The sequence below is a fragment of the Rhizobium sp. A37_96 genome, from assembly GCF_053521765.1.
The window spans coordinates 1-17523 of the sequence record NZ_JBNWDS010000029.1; the positions used below are offsets into that span (position 1 = coordinate 1).

Annotated in this window: 15 protein-coding genes and 1 pseudogene; 7 read left to right on the top strand and 9 right to left on the bottom strand. The window is 55.6% G+C overall.

The window, feature by feature from the left end; all coding sequences use genetic code 11:
* The 5 genes and pseudogenes from ACQZ6J_RS32520 to ACQZ6J_RS32540 all read right to left on the bottom strand — a co-directional run.
* A pseudogene (locus ACQZ6J_RS32520) lies at window positions 1-144 on the bottom strand (amino acid ABC transporter ATP-binding protein); the annotation flags it as partial.
* Between the two features lie 11 nt (window positions 145-155).
* On the bottom strand, window positions 156-1631 hold the full coding sequence (locus ACQZ6J_RS32525; RefSeq protein WP_449087058.1) for an amino acid ABC transporter permease: 1476 nt from the start codon (window positions 1629-1631) through the stop codon (window positions 156-158).
* The gene (locus tag ACQZ6J_RS32530) at window positions 1631-2818 is read right to left on the bottom strand and encodes an amino acid ABC transporter permease (protein WP_449087059.1); all 1188 of its coding nucleotides are present in this window, start codon (window positions 2816-2818) and stop codon (window positions 1631-1633) included. The genes ACQZ6J_RS32525 and ACQZ6J_RS32530 overlap by 1 nt, the downstream gene beginning before the upstream one ends.
* Before the next feature lie 80 nt (window positions 2819-2898).
* The gene (locus ACQZ6J_RS32535) at window positions 2899-3939 is read right to left on the bottom strand and encodes an amino acid ABC transporter substrate-binding protein (protein WP_449087060.1); all 1041 of its coding nucleotides are present in this window, start codon (window positions 3937-3939) and stop codon (window positions 2899-2901) included.
* A 161-nt stretch (window positions 3940-4100) separates the two neighbouring features.
* A complete protein-coding gene (locus tag ACQZ6J_RS32540; RefSeq protein ID WP_449087061.1) occupies window positions 4101-5153 on the bottom strand; it encodes an aldo/keto reductase in 1053 nt (350 codons plus the stop codon).
* A gap of 400 nt (window positions 5154-5553) precedes the next feature.
* On the opposite strand from ACQZ6J_RS32540, the gene ACQZ6J_RS32545 reads away from it, so the two are divergent.
* Window positions 5554-6192 carry a TetR/AcrR family transcriptional regulator gene (locus tag ACQZ6J_RS32545; protein WP_449087062.1) on the top strand — a complete coding sequence of 213 codons (639 nt, stop codon included), beginning with the start codon at window positions 5554-5556 and terminating at the stop codon, window positions 6190-6192.
* A gap of 229 nt (window positions 6193-6421) precedes the next feature.
* On the opposite strand, the gene ACQZ6J_RS32550 is transcribed toward ACQZ6J_RS32545, so the two are convergent.
* A complete protein-coding gene (locus ACQZ6J_RS32550) occupies window positions 6422-7474 on the bottom strand; it encodes an alpha/beta fold hydrolase (RefSeq protein WP_449087063.1) in 1053 nt (350 codons plus the stop codon).
* 554 nt (window positions 7475-8028) lie between these two features.
* Between ACQZ6J_RS32550 and ACQZ6J_RS32555 the strand changes: the two genes are divergently transcribed.
* Genes ACQZ6J_RS32555 through ACQZ6J_RS32570 form a run of 4 tightly spaced genes read left to right on the top strand, consistent with a single transcriptional unit; the run spans window position 8029 to window position 12844 of the window.
* Window positions 8029-9939: a branched-chain amino acid ABC transporter ATP-binding protein/permease gene (locus ACQZ6J_RS32555; RefSeq protein ID WP_449087064.1), complete on the top strand. Its 1911-nt coding sequence runs from the start codon at window positions 8029-8031 to the stop codon at window positions 9937-9939.
* 56 nt (window positions 9940-9995) lie between these two features.
* The gene (locus ACQZ6J_RS32560; protein WP_449087065.1) at window positions 9996-11216 is read left to right on the top strand and encodes an ABC transporter substrate-binding protein; all 1221 of its coding nucleotides are present in this window, start codon (window positions 9996-9998) and stop codon (window positions 11214-11216) included.
* 9 nt (window positions 11217-11225) lie between these two features.
* Window positions 11226-11948, top strand: a complete 723-nt coding sequence (locus tag ACQZ6J_RS32565; protein ID WP_449087066.1) for an ABC transporter ATP-binding protein — start codon at window positions 11226-11228, stop codon at window positions 11946-11948.
* Between the two features lie 8 nt (window positions 11949-11956).
* Window positions 11957-12844, top strand: a complete 888-nt coding sequence (locus ACQZ6J_RS32570; RefSeq protein ID WP_449087067.1) for a branched-chain amino acid ABC transporter permease — start codon at window positions 11957-11959, stop codon at window positions 12842-12844.
* A gap of 231 nt (window positions 12845-13075) precedes the next feature.
* On the opposite strand, the gene ACQZ6J_RS32575 is transcribed toward ACQZ6J_RS32570, so the two are convergent.
* Complete coding sequence (locus tag ACQZ6J_RS32575) at window positions 13076-13363, bottom strand: FCD domain-containing protein (RefSeq protein WP_449087068.1); 288 nt, start codon at window positions 13361-13363, stop codon at window positions 13076-13078.
* A gap of 627 nt (window positions 13364-13990) precedes the next feature.
* Window positions 13991-14377 (bottom strand): nuclear transport factor 2 family protein, encoded by a 387-nt coding sequence (locus tag ACQZ6J_RS32580; protein WP_449087069.1) that lies wholly within the window; start codon window positions 14375-14377, stop codon window positions 13991-13993.
* A gap of 337 nt (window positions 14378-14714) precedes the next feature.
* On the opposite strand from ACQZ6J_RS32580, the gene ACQZ6J_RS32585 reads away from it, so the two are divergent.
* Entirely contained in the window at window positions 14715-15158 is a 444-nt protein-coding gene (locus tag ACQZ6J_RS32585) for an SRPBCC family protein (RefSeq protein ID WP_449087070.1), read from the top strand.
* Between the two features lie 106 nt (window positions 15159-15264).
* Window positions 15265-15855 (top strand): flavin reductase family protein, encoded by a 591-nt coding sequence (locus ACQZ6J_RS32590; RefSeq protein WP_449087071.1) that lies wholly within the window; start codon window positions 15265-15267, stop codon window positions 15853-15855.
* Between the two features lie 368 nt (window positions 15856-16223).
* Here the strand turns inward: ACQZ6J_RS32590 and ACQZ6J_RS32595 are convergent, their stop codons facing one another.
* Window positions 16224-17504: a bifunctional 3,4-dihydroxy-2-butanone-4-phosphate synthase/GTP cyclohydrolase II gene (locus ACQZ6J_RS32595; RefSeq protein ID WP_449087072.1), complete on the bottom strand. Its 1281-nt coding sequence runs from the start codon at window positions 17502-17504 to the stop codon at window positions 16224-16226.
* Window positions 17505-17523 lie beyond the last annotated feature (19 nt).

The window sequence follows — 17523 nt, forward strand, 5'->3', positions numbered from 1 at the left end:
GACGATGCGCTCGCCGCGCATGACCTTCAGATTGATATCGCGCAACACATGGAAGTCGCCGTACCACTTGTTCATGTTGATCATGTTAACCGCGACCTCTGGGGAGGAAGCGCTCGTCCCTTTGACTGCCGTACCCTTCGACATTCCAACTCCGTTTATCGTTTGTGACCTCTATCCAGCAGACGCTCGACAAACCTCGAGTAGCGCGACATGCCGAAGCAGATACACCAGTATATAAGAGCAACCGCGAGATATCCCGTTGCCGCTGATGCGGGTGTTGCCCAGTTCGGATCGCGCAATGTCGCCTGCACTACACCCAAAAGATCGAATATACCGATAATCAGTACGAGGGTCGTGTCTTTGAAAAGACTGATGAAATTACTAACAATATTGGGGATGGAGACCTTCAACGCCTGTGGCAGGATGATCTTTGCCATCATAGGCCAGTAGTTGAGCCCCAACGCCATTGCCCCTTCATATTGGCCGCGCCCTACGGCCTGCAGACCACCGCGAACCACTTCGGCCATATAGGCGGAGGAGAATAGCGCAACGCCAATCAAAGCTCTCAGGAGCTTGTCGAAGGACATGCCGGGTGGCAAGAAGAGCGGCAGCATCACACTTGACATGAAGAGAACGGTTACTAGAGGTACACCGCGCACTGCTTCAATGAAGATCACTGACGCCACACGCACTAGCGGCATCGGCGACTGGCGGCCAAGCGCCAACAGGATGCCGAGCGGTAAGGATGACACGATGCCTGCAATAGCCACGACCACGGTCACCAAAAGCCCGCCCCACTGCGCGGTATCGATAGGCGACAGGCCGAAATCATGACTGAGAGCCAAAAGTGTGCCGAACACGATTAACCATATGAATGCCACGAGAAAAGCCTGCTGCCGGCCGGCCTCACGATTGGCGGCCATCGCAACCAGCGATAAGAGCGCAGCCAGAACAGAAAGCGCCGCCACGGCAGTGTCGAATAAAGGAAGACCGGCAATCACTGGTTGCTCGGGTAGGAAGATGCTAACGGCCCACAGGAGGAGGGCTACAATGGCGATCAAGAGGTCGACGGCATAGCGATGGCTATCTTTCTCCCACGAGTGGAAGGCCGTAATTACAGACGAGACGAACGATAGTATACATAGTGCTGCTAGATAGTCGCGCCTCCCAAGATCGAAGTTACCGCCGGTAAGAAGAATCAGCACTGTTAGCGGTAAGATCAGAAGAAGGTAGGCTGCATTCAGCCTCTTGAACGGCAGCGCTGGCGCAAGCATCGGTACCGCACCCAGTACAAAAAGGATGAAGCAGAGATTTACGCGCCAGCGCTGGTCTATGGGATAAAAGCCATAGATCCATTGCCCTACCTTCTCCTTGACCAGCGGCCAGCAAGCTCCCGACGGAGAGACAAGACAGGCATCGCGATTACTACCCTGGAAGATGGCGTCGACAAGCGCAAAGCGCGCTACGATCCAGGCAAGCCACAGAATGGCTGCCGCGAATATGATCGTCAAAGCGCTGTTGAACGGTCCTGCAAAGAGGTTTGCCCGAAGCCAGCCGACGAAACCGCGCGCGCTTCGCGGTGGCGGCAGTCGTGGGCTTTCCTCGCGGCGGACAAAATCGTGATCGGCCATCAGCGCTCCACCAGCTTTGTATTGGCGTTGAGCCAGTTCATCGTTAACGACGTCAGCAGGCTGAGCATGAGGTAGACGACCATCCAGATACCTACAATTTCTATTGCCTTGCCTGTCTGGTTGAGAATCGTGCCCCCGGTCGCCATCAGATCCGGATAGCCGATTGCTACCGCCAGCGACGAGTTCTTGATCAGGCCCATGTAGATCGTCGCCAGGGGAGGCAGAATCACGCGCATCGCCTGGGGTAGAACGATGAGTTGAATGGTCCGTAGCGAGCCGAGACCCAGAGCGGCCGCGGCCTCGGTCTGCCCACGTCCAACCGAGAGCATGCCGGCGCGAACCGCTTCCGCGACATAGCTCGCCATGTAGATGGAAAGCGCCATGAACATCGCGATCAACTCGGGAATGATTGTCAGGCCGCCTGTGAAGCTGAAAGAGGTCTTGAGCGGCTGCGCAAATATGATAGGCGGGCCCCTGGTAGCGCTTGTTACGGCTATCACCACCATAAGCATCGCCAATATTGCCGGAGCGGTTGGAAAGCCTTGTCCGGTTCTGTTCCGCCGTCGATGTGACCAGAGCGAAATGACGACGGACGCAAGCACTGCGACCGACATGAGAACAACCCAGGTGACGAGACCCGGCGCAGGCAAGGGCTGCGGTACGATCAGGCCGCGGTTCGACAAATAGGCGTAGTTCAGCAAGGTCCATGCCTGCCGCGGTGCTGGCAAGAGTTGGATGATCACCAGCGAATACCACACGAAGATTTGTAGAAGCAGCGGAATGTTTCGAAAAAACTCGATGTAGACCGCAGCGACACGCGAAACGATCCAGTTTGGAGAGAGCCGCATGACGCCGATGACGAGGCCCATCATGGTCGCCGCAACAATTCCCAGCGCCGAAATCAGCACCGTGTTGAGCAACCCCACGAGGAGCGCTCGACCATAATTGGATGCACTGGAAAAGGGGATCAGCGCCTGCGCAATTTCAAAGCCTGCAGACCGGCTCAGAAAGGAGAAACTCAGCCGTTGGTTCAGCTTGGCGAGATTTGCGGACGTGTTGCGCACAAGCACGAAGGCGACAAGCAAGATAGCCACTGCGAGAATGCACTGGAGAACCTGTGCACGCCGCTTCGGATTGTTCCAGAACCGGGTTTCGAAGGAAGGATGTAGAGACGTCTCGGATGTCACGGGATCACCTCAATGAGCCAGGAAGCCCATAGCCTTGATTACAGGGAAAGCGGTGGCCGCCGGGCCACCGCAGCTTCCGGTCAGCGGATCGGCGGGGCGTATTGCAGCCCACCATCTTTCCACAACGCGTTCTTGCCGCGAGCGATCTTAAGCGCCGATTGCTGGCCCAGGTTGCGTTCGAACATCTCTCCATAATTACCGACGCCCTTGACGATATGGACCACCCAGTCCTCGTCGAGGCCAATCCCGGCACCGAAGCCAGCCGCACTGCCATCTGTATTCTTGACGCCGAGCAAACGCTGGATCTCCGGGTTCGAGGATGTCAGCATCTTGTCGACGTTAGCCGACGTGATGCCATCTTCCTCGGCGGTCAGAAGCGCAAAATAGGTCCATTTGACCACATTGAACCATTGGATATCCCCCTGCCGTGTCGATGGACCCAATGGCTCCTTCGAAATCACTTCGGGAAGAACGATGTGGTCGTCAGGGTTCTTAAGCTGGAGGCGTTCGCTGTAGAGAACGGACTGATCACTCGTCAGCACGTCGCAACGCCCTTCATCGTAAGCCTGGCGCAACTGATTGGAATCATCGATCGCGACACTCTGGAATTTTAGCCCGTGAGTGTTGAAATAGTCAGACACATTGAGCTCGGTCGTCGTACCCGTCCCCGCGCAGACCGCCGCACCGTCCAACTTGAGAGCAGAATCGATACCAAGGGACTTCTTCACCATAAAACCCTGACCATCATAATATAGGACACCCGCAAACATCAGTCCCATGGATGTGTCACGACTCATGGTCCAGGTCGTTGTGCGCGACAGGATATCGACTTCACCAGATTGCAATGCCGTGAATCGCTCCTTAGCAGAAAGCGGCGTGAACTTGACCTTCTGGGGATCGTTGAAGATTGCGGCAGCGACGGCGCGACAAAAATCCACATCCATTCCCATCCAATTGTTTTGTGCGTCGGGAAGAGAGAAGCCCGCGCTCCCCTGGCTGACACCGCACTGGATGAATCCCTTTTTCTTGACTTCGTCTAATGTGCCAGCCTTCGCCGGAGCAACGGCTATCGCTGCTGCCGTCACCCCCAAGAAGAGTGCAAATAGATTTCCGATTTTCATTGTGATCCCCTTTTTCCCATTGTCATACTCATGCGTACAGCCTTCACGCAGCCGGCACTGGGGCGCCGACTTCATCTGCTGTTCGTTCTGATCCGAAGCTTTTTAGACGGCTGAGTACTGTCCCGCCTGGCTCTAGCTGCCGACAGAGCGGTCGGGCACCATCAGACAATCCTCAAGGGCGCCTGCGCAGGAATGATCCCGCTTTGCCGGAGCTCCTCCCAAAGCGCCTCCGGAATGGATGCCGATGATGATGCAAGGTTTTCCTGGACTTCCCGAACATTCTGGGCGCCAAGCACCACCGTTGCCACGGCTGGATGCATGAGAACAAACTCGATCGCAACAGAGCTGAGCGGTACGCCGTATCGCTCGCAGATGCTCTCAATGGCTGCCACCTTTCGCACGACATCATCGGGAACTGCCTGATAGTCGTAGGTAGCCTGCCCGCTCTTGAGGCCGGTCGCAAGAATGCCTGAGTTGAAGACGCCTCCGGCGATTACCGAGACTTTTCTTTCCTGAAGCTCATCGAAGGCACCTTGGAGCGGCGCATGATTGAGCAGCGTGTAACGTCCCGCGATCAACGCACAATTGATGTCGAACTCGCGCGCAACCGTGACGACGGATTCCGTCTCGTTGACACCGAGCCCTATTGCCGAGACAGCGCCACTGCTCCGCAGCTCGTCAAGAGCCTTATAGCCGCTCTTCCTGATCTGCGCCCAATAGATGTCGGCTTGGTCACCATGCCATGCTCGACCCAAGTCGTGGACGAGCAACACATCAATATAATCAAGGGCAAGACGCACCTGGCTGTCTTCAAAGGAACGCATGATGCCGTCATAGGTATAATCATATGTGTCGAGAAAAGGCAGCGGCTCGACCCATTCGATGCCGTACACTGTGTCGAGCTTCTTGACCCTGCTTGCCGCCTTGAGTACTCGACCCACCTTGGTGCTGACTACGACCTGGTTGCGTATGCCGAGTTCGCGCAGAGCGTGTCCGAGGTAATATTCGGCCTTGCCGAAGCCATACATCGGCGCACAATCAAAGTATCTGACGCCGCCTGCGTAGGCAGCTGCAATCACGTCCTCAAACTCGCAGTACGATGCTTTCGCCTTGAAGCCCGCTAACGGCACTGTTCCGAACCCAACAGATGTGACCGAAACATCGGACGTGCCGAGCCTGCGGCGCGGATACTCGTTGCGCGTTGGTGTTACCATTCACAAACCTCCCATTGGTTTCAAGTCGCTCGAATGTCGATTGGGCGCCAGCATCAAAATGGCTGATCGGTTCCCATTTGTCAGAGGCAAAGCACGGAAGGGAAATAAAGGATGGCTCGCATCCAGTGCGCGAGGCCCATTATTCTCATCTCGGCTCAAACACTTCGCCAGCTTCAATCGTGAATTGACAGATTGTATGAGTATCTGTCAAGGGGTCTGTAGTGATTGATATACTTCTTTGGGGTTTGGAGACCCCATGACAGAAAATGAATCCTATGCGGGCAACACAGGCTGAAATCCCTGCGTTTGTGTCCACCATCTTTAAAGAGCGATACAGATGGACTATGTACGAAGGCGAATGACAGGCCGCTGCGTCGGTTGACAGAGCTCGGAGTGCAGGATGATTCCGCAACATCATAGTAAAGGCAAACCACGAACCTTCGATCGCGACACAGTCCTAAAGAAAGCTTTAGGCGTCTTCTGGAAGCGCGGATACGAGCCGGCCTCCATGTCTGAACTTTGCGAAGTCATGGAGATCAATCCTCCGAGTCTTTATGCAGCCTTCGGCAACAAGGCGCAGCTTTTCATGGAAGCAGTGGCTCATTATGAGAACATCTATTGGAATGATGCCTGGCAGCGGCTCGAGGATGAGCCGGATCTCCATACGGCGATGTCGGGGTTCTTCCATGATGCGGCAAGCATTTTAACCTCGCAGGACGCGCCCTGCGGCTGCATGGTGGTTTTGGGCGCCGCCAATGTATCCCGGGAATCGCAGGGTGTTAACGATGCCCTGAAGGCTTTGCGAGAGGAAGGAAAGGACTGCTTCCTAACAAGACTAACCAAGGGAATCGCCGACGGCGATCTTCCCAAGGACACCGATGCCGACACCCTCGCTTCCGCGCTCAATACCTTGTTTCATGGCATGTCAATTCAAGCCAGAGACGGCGTGTCCCAATCAGAACTAGAGCGTGTTGCCGCTACAGTTATGACGCTCATTCCCACGAAACGCCGTAGTAAGCGTAGACGTGGGCCGCAATAGACGACGTTGGAGCGCGTTTCGGCTTACTTAAGGTTGGCCCTGGCCTTAGCGTATCGGCGCTTGCGCGCCGACGCGCAGTTTGGCTTTGCCACCATTTCTGATGTACTCTGTGCTTTGGCTTCAACCATCAGCCATCACATACTCTGGTCTCATCACGACGAGCGCAGATCGTTTCACTGACCCGCGCACATCGCTTAGTGTCCTTGAGAGTCGGTCATGCTCGTGAGCACTAGACAACCATAGACAAAAGATCCCGCAGATGCTTGTCGACTTGCTCGGTAAAGGTTTCCTCAATACCCACTAGACCAAAGTGACCGCAATCGGACTCTATTGCCCGAAGTTCGCTACCGGCGATAAGGGATTGCTCATAGGCGCAATCCGCGGGAACGAAGAACATGTCAGACGTGATCGGCATGACGAAGACTTTTGCCGTGATCCGTCCGAGGGCTGCCACAAGATCTCCGGCCGCCAAGCGGCTCACGTCTCCTCGCTGCCATTTCCACGCCATACACAGCAGGTTGTTCGGATCCATCGGCAGAAAATAACCTTCCATGAAATTGGTTTGGAAGTCTTCAACGGAGGAAAAGCCAGCACCACGCCAAAGCTCACGTTTGTAGAATTGGGTACACCAGCCCATAACGGACCAAAGAGCGGCGTGCCTACTCAAGCCGATGTGGACATCTCCCGCCGCCTTGTACCAACCGCCATTCCACGCGCCATCAGAAGTGATAGCATCCATCAAAGTTTGCGTGAAAATGCGATCGTGGTCCGTGTTCTTGGCTGTACCCGCAAGGGCGGCGGCGCGTTTTACGAATTGAGGATAGCGTACTGCCCACTCATAGGTTTGTTGCGCTCCCATCGACGCTCCGAAGACTAGCTTGAGGCTTTCAATCCCGAATATTTCCGTCAAAAGCTTATGCTGGGCCCGCACATCATCCCCAATTCGTACATGCGGAAACCTCGCCATGTTTCCGGGCGCTGCCGTATTATGGGGAGACGAAGAGAGACCACTGCCAATCTGATTAACCACGATTATGAAGTACTTATCGGGATCCAGTGCTCGCCCCGGACCGATGTACACCTGCTCCATGATCTTGTTGGTACCGGAGAACCAAGTAGGCACCAATATAGCATTATCGCGGGCGCTATTCAGCGTGCCGTGGGTTGCGACCGCGAGCTTGCAGTCCCGGATTTTTTCGCCCTCCTCAAGTGTGAGATCGCCGACGCTAAAGACTTCGAATGGCCCGTGGAGCTCCTGTGAGTAAAAGGAATTCTCGATCATCTTTCCTCCCAATTTTTGCACTTCTTGGAAATACGAAAATCACCGTATAGGCAGACGCGAGTCTGTAGTGATTGCTATATGTTTCAGAAATGCTTTGGGTCTGTCAATGAACAGTCATAAAAATAAGACAATCAGACAATATTTCTACCGAAACCGAGGTTAGGGCGCCACCTGCGGAGATGAGCATACCCACTCATGACAAAAACACTGCCCCGGATCTCGATCCCAGGTTAGTCCGGCTATTTTAAGGTTCAGGCGACGATTGGCTTAGATCCCTTCCCAATAGGCTTTGCCAAATGCCTCGATTGCTGGTTGATTTTCAGATTTTCGCAGCGTTCCGCATCGTCGCGCGAACGCAAAGGCGATGGTTGAAATTTCACGGCACCCGTGGGCAAATAACGCCTCATAATTGTATCATTGTCAGATTGTCAGCATATCTGTCATCTTAATGCAGATTCTTGTTGACGGTGCGTATAGATCTCTGCTTACCTCATCTTTAGCGACCATTACACAAAAATAACGCTACTCGCCAGAAAGGCGGAGGGGAATACGGAATGGAACAAGTTGGGACAGCCGGAGTATCCGCCGTGTCATCGGATAGTCGTGGCCAGAACGGCTCTCTTTTCGGCGAAGAGCGTATTCGAAGCGCGGCCGGCTCGGCATTGCTGCTTTGCGCCATTATTCTGGCAATATCGCTTCCACTAGCCTTCATCAGCCCGTCGGTTGAGCGACTGGTCGTGCTCGTGCTGATCAACATTGCAGCGGTCGTCGGCTTTAACATCTACACTGGAAATTCGGGGATTCTGACTGTCGGGCATGTCGGCTTCTTTGCAGTCGGCGCATATACGACCGCTTTGTTGACGACGCCGCCTGACGTCAAGGCAGACTCCCTCAGACATCTTCCCTCATTTCTCGCGACCGCCAATATGGGGCTGCCTGGATCACTGTTGATCGTGGTGATGATATCCTTGATCCTGGGGCTGGCCACCGGACTGCCGCTGTCGCGCCTGCGAGAAACGTCGGCGATCGTGGCAACCTTCGGGCTGCTGGTGATTGCGAATTTCGTGCTCAAGGGTGCCACAAGCATCACCAACGGCACGAAAGGCATTTATGGTGTGCCGGAACTTGCGACCCTGCCAATTGTCTATGGGTTTGTCTTCCTGACCATCGTTGCCGCTTTTGCGTTCAAGTCGTCGCGCTGGGGCATCCAACTTCGCGCGTTCCAAGATAACGAGGTGGCCGCCACCTCCAGCGGCATCAGCCCAAACCGACGGCTTCTTGAAGCTTGGATGCTTAGTGCGGTGGTTCTCGGACTTTGCGGCGCTCTGTTCGCACATGTCATCGGGGCATTCCAGCCACACGACTTCTATCTTACGCTGACCTTCGAACTGATCGCGATGCTGGTGGTCGGGGGAAAACGTTCGATCTCAGGCGCGGTCATCGGAACCATGATCATCACAGCGCTCGTCGAGATCGTCAAACCGATCGAAAGCGGCGCAGAAGTAGGGAGCATCCACCTTCCGCCAGTTTGGGGTCTGACGCAAATCTTGCTCAGTCTTATGATCCTTCTCGTGATGTACAGGGCCCCAGCTGGCATCATGGGAAGCCGCGAGATGACCCTGGACGGGCTCACACCCAAACTGTTCAGAAAAAAGACGCACGCTGCGGCACGCACTGGGTCTCATGTAGCTCCGATGGACCTCCGGCTCGATCGGCCCCACGCCACCCTCGAGACGCATTCGGTCGGCATCGAATTCGGCGGCGTGCGCGCGCTTAACGACGTTTCGGTCCGCGTGGAAACCGGCAAGATTATCGGCCTGATCGGCCCGAACGGTGCTGGCAAAACGACATTGATCAACAATCTGACGGGGGTGCATCGCCCGACGAAGGGCACGGTGACGCTCAGCGGGCAGAATATCGTCGGCTGGCCCTCAAATCAGATCGCATGCGCCGGTCTCGGGCGGACATTTCAGAACATCCGCCTGTTTTCCGAGATGAGCGTCTTGGAAAACGTCGTTGCCGCAGCGCTGGCGCGCGGTCACTCCGCCAGCGGAGTGGAGGCCTATGCCCTGTCGCTCCTTGAGCAGTTCGATCTGACGGAACTGGCCGGGCACAAATCGTCCTCGCTGCCGTATGGCGCGCAGCGCAGATTGGAAATCGTACGTGCCCTTGCGCTGGAACCACGCTTTCTCCTGTTGGACGAACCGGCAGCCGGTATGAATCCGAAGGAAACGGAGAGCCTGATCGAGGCCATCCTGTCGATCCGGGAGAAGTTTGCGCTCGGTATCCTGATCGTGGAGCACGATCTCCATCTAATAATGCGCCTTTGTGATGAAGTGTTCGTCCTCAACAAAGGAGAACTCATCGCCTCGGGTTCGGCCGAGCAGGTTCAGAACGATCCGAAAGTCATAGAAGCCTATCTCGGCAGCCAAGAGATCCGGGCGGCGAGACGAAAAAAACGCTGAGGGATCCAACCCTTGCGGAATGCGCGGATGATATCAACCACAATAGAGGGATTCAAATGACTGGGCCACACAAAGACAAGCTCGGAATCGAAATCAAGCGTCGGACGGTACTTGCAACCATGCTCGGCGGTGTCGCTGCGGTTGGGTTTGCCGGGTTTCGCCCCGCCTTTGCCGCGGGCTCGAAGGTTCGCGTCGGCTTTTCGTTGGCGCATACAGGCTGGGCGGCCGCCTATGACGTTGGTTACGCACTGGGGCTCCAGATGGCGTTCGACGAGGTGAACGCCAAGGGCGGTGTCAATGGAAAGTACATGATCGAGGTCATCGAGGGTACGGACACGGCGTCAAGCTCGGTCGAGGCCATCAAGTCGGTTGACGCTCTTCTTGAGCAAGGCGTCGACGTTCTCTTCACCAGCTGTGACGCGACCAGCTCCGTTGCCGCTGGCCGTTCAGGTCAAAAGAAAGGCGTTCTGATGTTCGCGGGCACCTCGACCCAAGTCGATGTCCCCGCAAAAGTCGGCGATTGGATGTACCTTGCCAACTTCAGCGACAACGTCAGCGGCGGTTCGACCGGCATCTTCGCGGCCAAGGACCTCAGTATCAAGACGGCTTACCTGCTAAAGTCCTCGGACAATACCTATACCGAGTACGTGCCGGAATACTTCGCCTCGACGTTCCAAAAATATGGTGGGAAGGTTGTCGGCAAAGGCAACTATACGTTCGAACAGGCCGACTTCGGTGGGATCATCGCAGAGATCAAGGCACTTCCCACCGAGCCCGATGCCATCATGACCGCAGCCTTTGAGCCGGATCTGCCTGCCTTCCTTCGCCAAGCGCGTGCCGCTGGCATTAAGTCGCGTATCGTTGGCGCCGACGGAATCGACTCTCCGTCGTTTTATGCGCTAGGTGATCTGGTGGAGGGCACCATTGTGCTGTCCAATCGAATGCCGCTCGAAGGCAGCAAGTACGAGGCACTTGCAAAGGTGTTCGGTCAGACCCACGCGGACCAAGTTGACAGCTCGGCGTGGATTGTCGGCTACGATGCAGGCCAAATCCTGATCGAAGCAATTAGGAGCGCCGACGCGACCGATCCAGCATCGATTCGCGCTGCCTTGAACAAGATCAAGGACTTGGAGGTGCCAAACGGCAAAATTACCTATGCAGGCTTCGAACGCCGCCCTATCGTTCCCATCTCTTTCCTCGAAATAAAGGGTGGAAAGGGCGTGTTCGTAAAGGCTGCAACGATCGATACGACCGATATCCCCGCTCCAATTATGTAAGGTAATGTCATGCTCCGCGTTGAGAATCTTGTCGTCCGATACGGACCGATCGAGGCGGTCAAGGACATCAGCTTTGAAGTCCCTGACGGCGAGATCGTATCTCTTTTGGGACCGAACGGTGCCGGAAAAACCTCCACCCTCGCCGCCTTGACGAACCTGATCGTGCCGCAGTCCGGCACGATCACCCTTGCGGGCGAGGCCATCTCTGGTCTCGGAACCGCGCAGATCGTCCAGCGGGGCATGACACTTTCTCCTGAAGGCAGGCGGGTCTTTGCGAGACTGACGGTTGAAAAGAACCTCCTCCTTGGCGGAATGGTACTGAGCGACTGGCGCAACCCGGCCGTTTTGGAACGAATGTATACCCGATTTCCGATACTTGCCGAGCGGCGCCACCAATTGGCAGGAACACTCTCGGGTGGCGAGCAACAGATGCTCGCCATCGCAAGAGCACTTATGTCATCTCCGAAAGTACTTCTGCTCGACGAACCGTCATTAGGCATCGCGCCGAAGATTGTCGCCGAGAACTTCGATCTCATTTGCCAGTTGCGCGATGAAGGGCTGACGATCCTTCTCGTCGAACAGAATGTTTTTCAGTCATTGTCGATATCCGACAGAGCGTACGTGCTTGAGAACGGCCGGATCGTGGCGAGCGGCGACTCGGACGACATGTTGAAAAGCGACCTTGTGCGGCATTCCTATCTCGGCGTTGCAGACCCAACAGAAGCGGCGTAGGTGACCAAATGGAACTTCTTATTCAATATGTCATAAATGCCTTGAGCCTTGGAGGTGTATACGCACTCATTGCTCTGGGACTTGCGATCGTGTTCAGCATATTCGGCTTTATCAACTTTGCCCACGGTGAGCTCCTGACGCTCTTCGGATATGCGCTGTTCTACTCGCTTGGCTGGGGGTTACCTTTCCCCGTTGCTGTCCTGTTCTCTCTTGTCGCCTGCATGGTCGCTGCTGTCTTGATGGAACGGGTGGCCTTTCGACCGTTACGTGGTGCCAACCCCATGACTTTGCTTGTAACAAGCTTTGCAATATCGGGCGCACTTCAGGTGATTTTCCAGATAGCATTTGGTGCTCTCCCAAAGCCTTTGAACATGCCAAACTTCCTAACAGGTGCTTTCAACTTAGGTGGTATCTACATCGGTGCTGCGCAACTGATCTCGATTGTCACAGTGGCCGTTCTAGCCATCGCGCTCAATATATTCCTGAATAGAACGCGCTTTGGTCTCTCTCTTCTTGCCTCGGCACAGGACTTCGATGTGGCCAAGCTCATGGGAATCCGCGTCAACACTGTCTATGCGATAGCGTTCGCACTATCCGGCCTTCTTGCTGGTGTTGCGGCGCTGCTATGGGTATCGATGCGCGGCTCTGTTACGCCCGATATGGGCTTTACTCCACTCGTCAAGGCCTTTGTGGCAACGATTGTGGGCGGAATGGGAAGCCTGACGGGTGCAGTGGCGGGCGGGTTTTTCCTCGGCGTGATGGAAGTCGCACTTCAGATCATTCTGCCGTCAGATTACCTGATTTTCCGTGATCCGTTGATTCTGTCGATTCTCATTGCCTTTCTGCTCTTCCGACCTCGTGGCCTGCTTCCCGCAGCAGCGATGCCAGTCAAGTAAGCTAAGATTTACAAGTGAATCGATTGACCGCAGTGCACCGTCAACCGCTGCGGTCCGTCCATTCTTGGCATGACAATTTCGTTCGTAGACGACAAGCCCTCTATTTCAAATGATCATGCAAGGTCGCGGCAGCAGCGTCGAGATCATATGTTTCGAGTGACGCAAGGATCATCTCGTGCTGCGCTTGGTTGTTCGTAAGCCAGTTCTCGGAACGGAGCATCTGCCCGCGGCTTATAGCTGCGCCAGAGTTGTTCCCCCAAAGTGATTCGAAAACTCGAGGATCGGGCGGTTGTTCAACGTTTGGACGAGCGCGGCATGGAAGGCCCGATCGGCGTTTATGTGGACCAGCATCGCCTCAGTGGTCGATAAATCGCAGACATCGTTCATAATCGCCTGATTGGTGCGCATGTCCTGCGGTATGGCTCGGCGCTCATTGCAGAACTCCGCGGTGGCAAAGGACTCGATCATCAGCCTTGCGTGAAATGCATCGAGCAAGTCGCTCGAATTTATCGACCGCACCTGCGCTCCCTTGCGCGGAATGAGCGTGATGAACCGTTCCCTCTCGAGAGGTGGCTGAACGCTTCTCTCACCGGCGTGCGCGACGCACCCGTTGCCTGGCAGACCGTAGCTTCATCGATGTAGCTGCCGCCCGGAAGAGTTCCTTCAAGAGTTCGTTCCCGAACCCGTGAATTCGAAGGTATCGATGTCTCGATCCCAGTCGAAAGTGACGAAATTGCTCCCGACGGCGTCTATGGAGGAGATCCGCGGCTTTCGTCTGCTGAAACCGGACGAGCGCTGGTGAACAACCTGGTTGATCTCGGAGTGTCATTGGTCACGCATTTCGTATCGCAGACGTCTTCCGGCCGCGGACACGCAAGATAGTCATCCGAGGATAAGGGCGACTGCTGCCCGCGCAGTCCCATCGTGCGAACTGCTGCGGGGTGATCTGCATGACCGAGCACACGATCAATAGACGAGAACCACCACCCTGCATCGCGAATGCAGGGTGGTGGTTAGGTCACGCAAAGGATGAAGCGCGACCGCATCGGCGAGTGACCAGCCCGCTGAGGTCGTTGCCGTGGCCAGCCCACCAGCGGGTATATATCGTTCGGGTCAGAAGCCGAGACAAACTGCCCGGGCTAAGTATCAGCCCTCGTACATGTGATAGACCTTCGCAATGATCTGCCATTTGCCGTCGATCTTGATGAGTGTATGAAGGTCGGTGTAGTCTGCGCCGATTGCGTCCTTCTCCATATCAACGCGAACAACCGCAGTCGTCGGCGTAATGCCGAGAATATCGAGACGCACCTTGATTTCGCGAGCCGTACCGTTTTCATCAACGAAGTCGTAGAGGTTCTTGATAGGTCCGCCGAGTAGCTTTCCGTTTGTGAAGCCGTACATCACGGCGTCCTTGTGAAATGCTCTCGCCACATCCTGCGACTTGCCGATTTTCAGGCCATCGACATAGTGCTGGACCGTCGCGATGACATCATCGAAGTCGGACGTCGGTATGGTTTTGATGTTCTTTGTCATGCAGTTTCTCCAGTTAGTTGGACTCGTTTTCACAAGCAGACGCGTCCGCGCAAGCGAACCAGCGCGCTCGATATCTTTTCTTTAATGATCATTACAGTTCACAGCCTGTACGCTATCGGATGGGTAGTCAAGGGACGGCGCGCGCTTTTTTTGCTGCTTTTTGCAGCCAATCCGATTACCTAGCCGATGATTGTAGAGAATGGTCTGATTTCCCCTTGACCATCTGTAGCAAAGATTACACAAAGCATCTGTAAGGATCACTAAAGATCCTTACAGGCGTGCCGACGAGGAAAGTTGCGTCGGCATCCGCATTTGTGGACAGATGGGAGGATCCTTAATGCCTTTGGTGGAATTCAATGATGTCATCGACAGCGATGCCGATCATGCCTGGGGCGTGCTCAAGAAATTCGGCGAGATTTCCAAGTGGCATTCAGACATTGCCGAGAGCCGGATAGACAATCACATGCCTGACGGGATGGTCGGTTGTGTCCGAAGACTGAAGCTGGAGGGCGGCGGGGAAATCGTCGAACGCCTTCTTTCGATCGACGACCGTATGCGTTCACTTACCTACCGCTTCGAAGAGTCTCCGCTGCCACTCGATAACTACACCCTGACGGTGACGGTTATCCCGCTCAGCCGTGAGCTGAAATCCTTCATCCGCTGGACAGCCACCTTCGATCTCAGAGAGCCTGATGCGGAAGGCCGTTACGAAAAGCTGATGCAGGGTCTGATCAGCGGCGGCAGTGACAGCCTGCGGACCTATTTGTCGAATACGCGCTGAGATGACACCGAGGCTACCTCACCCGACGACCGCCTTGAGGAGCTCCCGCTGGCGATCGCTGGACACCCATCATGTTTCTCCGGTCGAGCCGGGGAAGGCTCTCCGGTTGATCAATCACGGTCCGACGGTTCTCGTTTCAGCGCATCACGACGGGATCGACGATGTGATGGCGGCGGCGTGGGCATGTCCACTGGATTTCTCTCCTCCCAAGCTTACGATCGTTCTCGATCAGGAAACAAAGACCAGAGCCTTGATCGAGATGAGCGGCAAGTTTGCCGTGCAGGTACCCAACGTCAAACAGCTAGCATTGACGTACTCTGTGGGAAGTTTGTCCCTCAAAAACTATCCGGATAAGCTTTCAGCGGCAGGTGTGGAGCTTTTCGGCATCGAGGGCGTCGACGTCCCGCTGGTTTCAGGCTGCTCCGGCTGGCTGGCGTGCAACCTGGTTCGCGAAGAGCATAATCAGGATCGCTACGATCTCTTCATCGCCGAGGTGGAGAGTGCCTGGGCGGATACGCGAATTTTTCGCGACGGTCACTGGCAGTTCGAGCGATCCCCGCCCGAATGGCGGAGCCTCCATTATATCGCCGGCGGACACTTCTATGCCATCGGCGAAGTACTGCCACTCCAGCAGAAGCACCACCACCCGAGCTTGGACAAACACCCGAAAATCTCCCCCGTCGATTCGTCCAGGTAACTGGAAGGACGGTTCGCCACGACGACGGCTCGGAAAAATAAGAACTCATCCAACCCGGATTGCCCCTTCGTTACCATCAGACAATCTTACAAGCTTTCCGCCATTTCTGAAGTGACGGTATAGCCGATCCTGATCGAAAAGGCCGGATTTCGTCAGCTATATCAGCCTCAGTCGCAAATCTGGAAGGACCTAAACATCGATTGGGCGAACGGCACGTCAAAGCACTGCACGGCGCCTTGGCTGGCGCTTAACAAGGACAGCGACCAGTACATGAATTAATGAAAGCTCGCTGGAGCGGCATTGAGGCCGCTTCAGCGAGCTACTATCAAATCCTATGCATGGAGGCATCGAATGTGTCGTCGCCCGGCTTATCCGAGTGGCCCGGCTGAGATTCTCGAGCTCCACACCTGCACAACATTGTCCAGCTCTTGCCGTATGATCTCGTCGCCCTGGTTCATCAAGTGACCTAAGCGATCGCGTTTTGTGCGAAGGTAGGAAATATTGGACGAATTTGCCGCAACGATCAGGCTTTGGCGCGAGACGACGGACACGCCGGCGGCGCGCAGTCCCTCGAGCTTTGCCGGGTTGTTGGTCAACAGCTTGACAGTTGCCACACCAAGGTCGGAAAGGATTTCAGCCGCTGCGCCATACTGACGGGCATCCAGCGGTAACCCTAGCGCCCTGTTGGCATCCAGAGTGTCCAGTCCCTTGTCCTGTAGAGAGTAGGCCGCGATCTTGTTACCGAGCCCGATGCCCCGCCCTTCCTGCCCACGAAGATAGATCAGACATCCAGCACCTGCCTGGCGAATCGCGCGCAGAGCCATTTCGAGCTGTTCGCCGCAGTCGCAACGCAGCGAGTGGAACACCTCGCCGGTAAGACATTCCGAATGAACGCGAACAAGGAGATCGTCGCGACCGTTGACATCTCCATAGGTCAGAGCGATGTGTTCGACCTCGGAATCTCCGTCCCTATAGGCAATGGCGCAAAATTCGCCGAAGCGCGTGGGCATCTTCGACTGCGCATAGCGTCTCACCTTTGGCTCGGATTGCCGACGGTACTCGATGAGCGCTTCTATGGTGACGATGTGAAGGCCGTGCAGTGCCGCGAACTCCTTGAGTTCGGGCATTCTCGCCATGGTGCCGTCGTCATTTGCGATCTCACAGATGACGCCGGCAGGCGCCAGACCCGCCAGACGGGCAAAATCGATTGCCGCTTCGGTATGACCCGGACGGCCGAGTACGCCGGACGGATTGGCACGAAGAGGGAAGATATGTCCCGGGCGTGACAGCTCATCCGGGCGCGTGCTTGGAGCGACCAAGGCTCGAACGGTCGCCGCCCTATCCTCGGCGGATATCCCGGTCGTGGTCCCCCTGTTGTAGTCGACGGAAACCGTAAAGGCCGTCTGCATCGAATCCGAGTTGCGCGATACCATCAACGGAATCTGCAGCTCGTCGAGCCGATCTCCGGTGAGCGGCACACATATCAGCCCTCGGGCATGTTTCATCATGAAGGCAACATGCTCGGCGGTAATCTTGTCCGCGGCCACGAGAATGTCACCTTCGTTTTCACGATCCTCGTCATCGACAACGATGATCATTTCGCCATCGGCTATAGCCTTGATCGCTTGCGCGATCGTCGAGAACGACATTTTTTCCTCCATGTGTACC

Bases quoted from the DNA above. Each gene is read 5' to 3' on its own strand.
- ACQZ6J_RS32595 (WP_449087072.1), bottom strand. From the start codon at position 17,504: ATGTCGTTCTCGACGATCGCGCAAGCGATCAAGGCTATAGCCGATGGC.
- ACQZ6J_RS32555 (WP_449087064.1), top strand. From the start codon at position 8,029: ATGGAACAAGTTGGGACAGCCGGAGTATCCGCCGTGTCATCGGATAGT.
- ACQZ6J_RS32535 (WP_449087060.1), bottom strand. From the start codon at position 3,939: ATGAAAATCGGAAATCTATTTGCACTCTTCTTGGGGGTGACGGCAGCA.
- ACQZ6J_RS32550 (WP_449087063.1), bottom strand. From the start codon at position 7,474: ATGATCGAGAATTCCTTTTACTCACAGGAGCTCCACGGGCCATTCGAA.
- ACQZ6J_RS32525 (WP_449087058.1), bottom strand. From the start codon at position 1,631: ATGGCCGATCACGATTTTGTCCGCCGCGAGGAAAGCCCACGACTGCCG.
- ACQZ6J_RS32570 (WP_449087067.1), top strand. From the start codon at position 11,957: ATGGAACTTCTTATTCAATATGTCATAAATGCCTTGAGCCTTGGAGGT.
- ACQZ6J_RS32580 (WP_449087069.1), bottom strand. From the start codon at position 14,377: ATGACAAAGAACATCAAAACCATACCGACGTCCGACTTCGATGATGTC.
- ACQZ6J_RS32560 (WP_449087065.1), top strand. From the start codon at position 9,996: ATGACTGGGCCACACAAAGACAAGCTCGGAATCGAAATCAAGCGTCGG.
- ACQZ6J_RS32545 (WP_449087062.1), top strand. From the start codon at position 5,554: ATGATTCCGCAACATCATAGTAAAGGCAAACCACGAACCTTCGATCGC.
- ACQZ6J_RS32540 (WP_449087061.1), bottom strand. From the start codon at position 5,153: ATGGTAACACCAACGCGCAACGAGTATCCGCGCCGCAGGCTCGGCACG.
- ACQZ6J_RS32585 (WP_449087070.1), top strand. From the start codon at position 14,715: ATGCCTTTGGTGGAATTCAATGATGTCATCGACAGCGATGCCGATCAT.
- ACQZ6J_RS32565 (WP_449087066.1), top strand. From the start codon at position 11,226: ATGCTCCGCGTTGAGAATCTTGTCGTCCGATACGGACCGATCGAGGCG.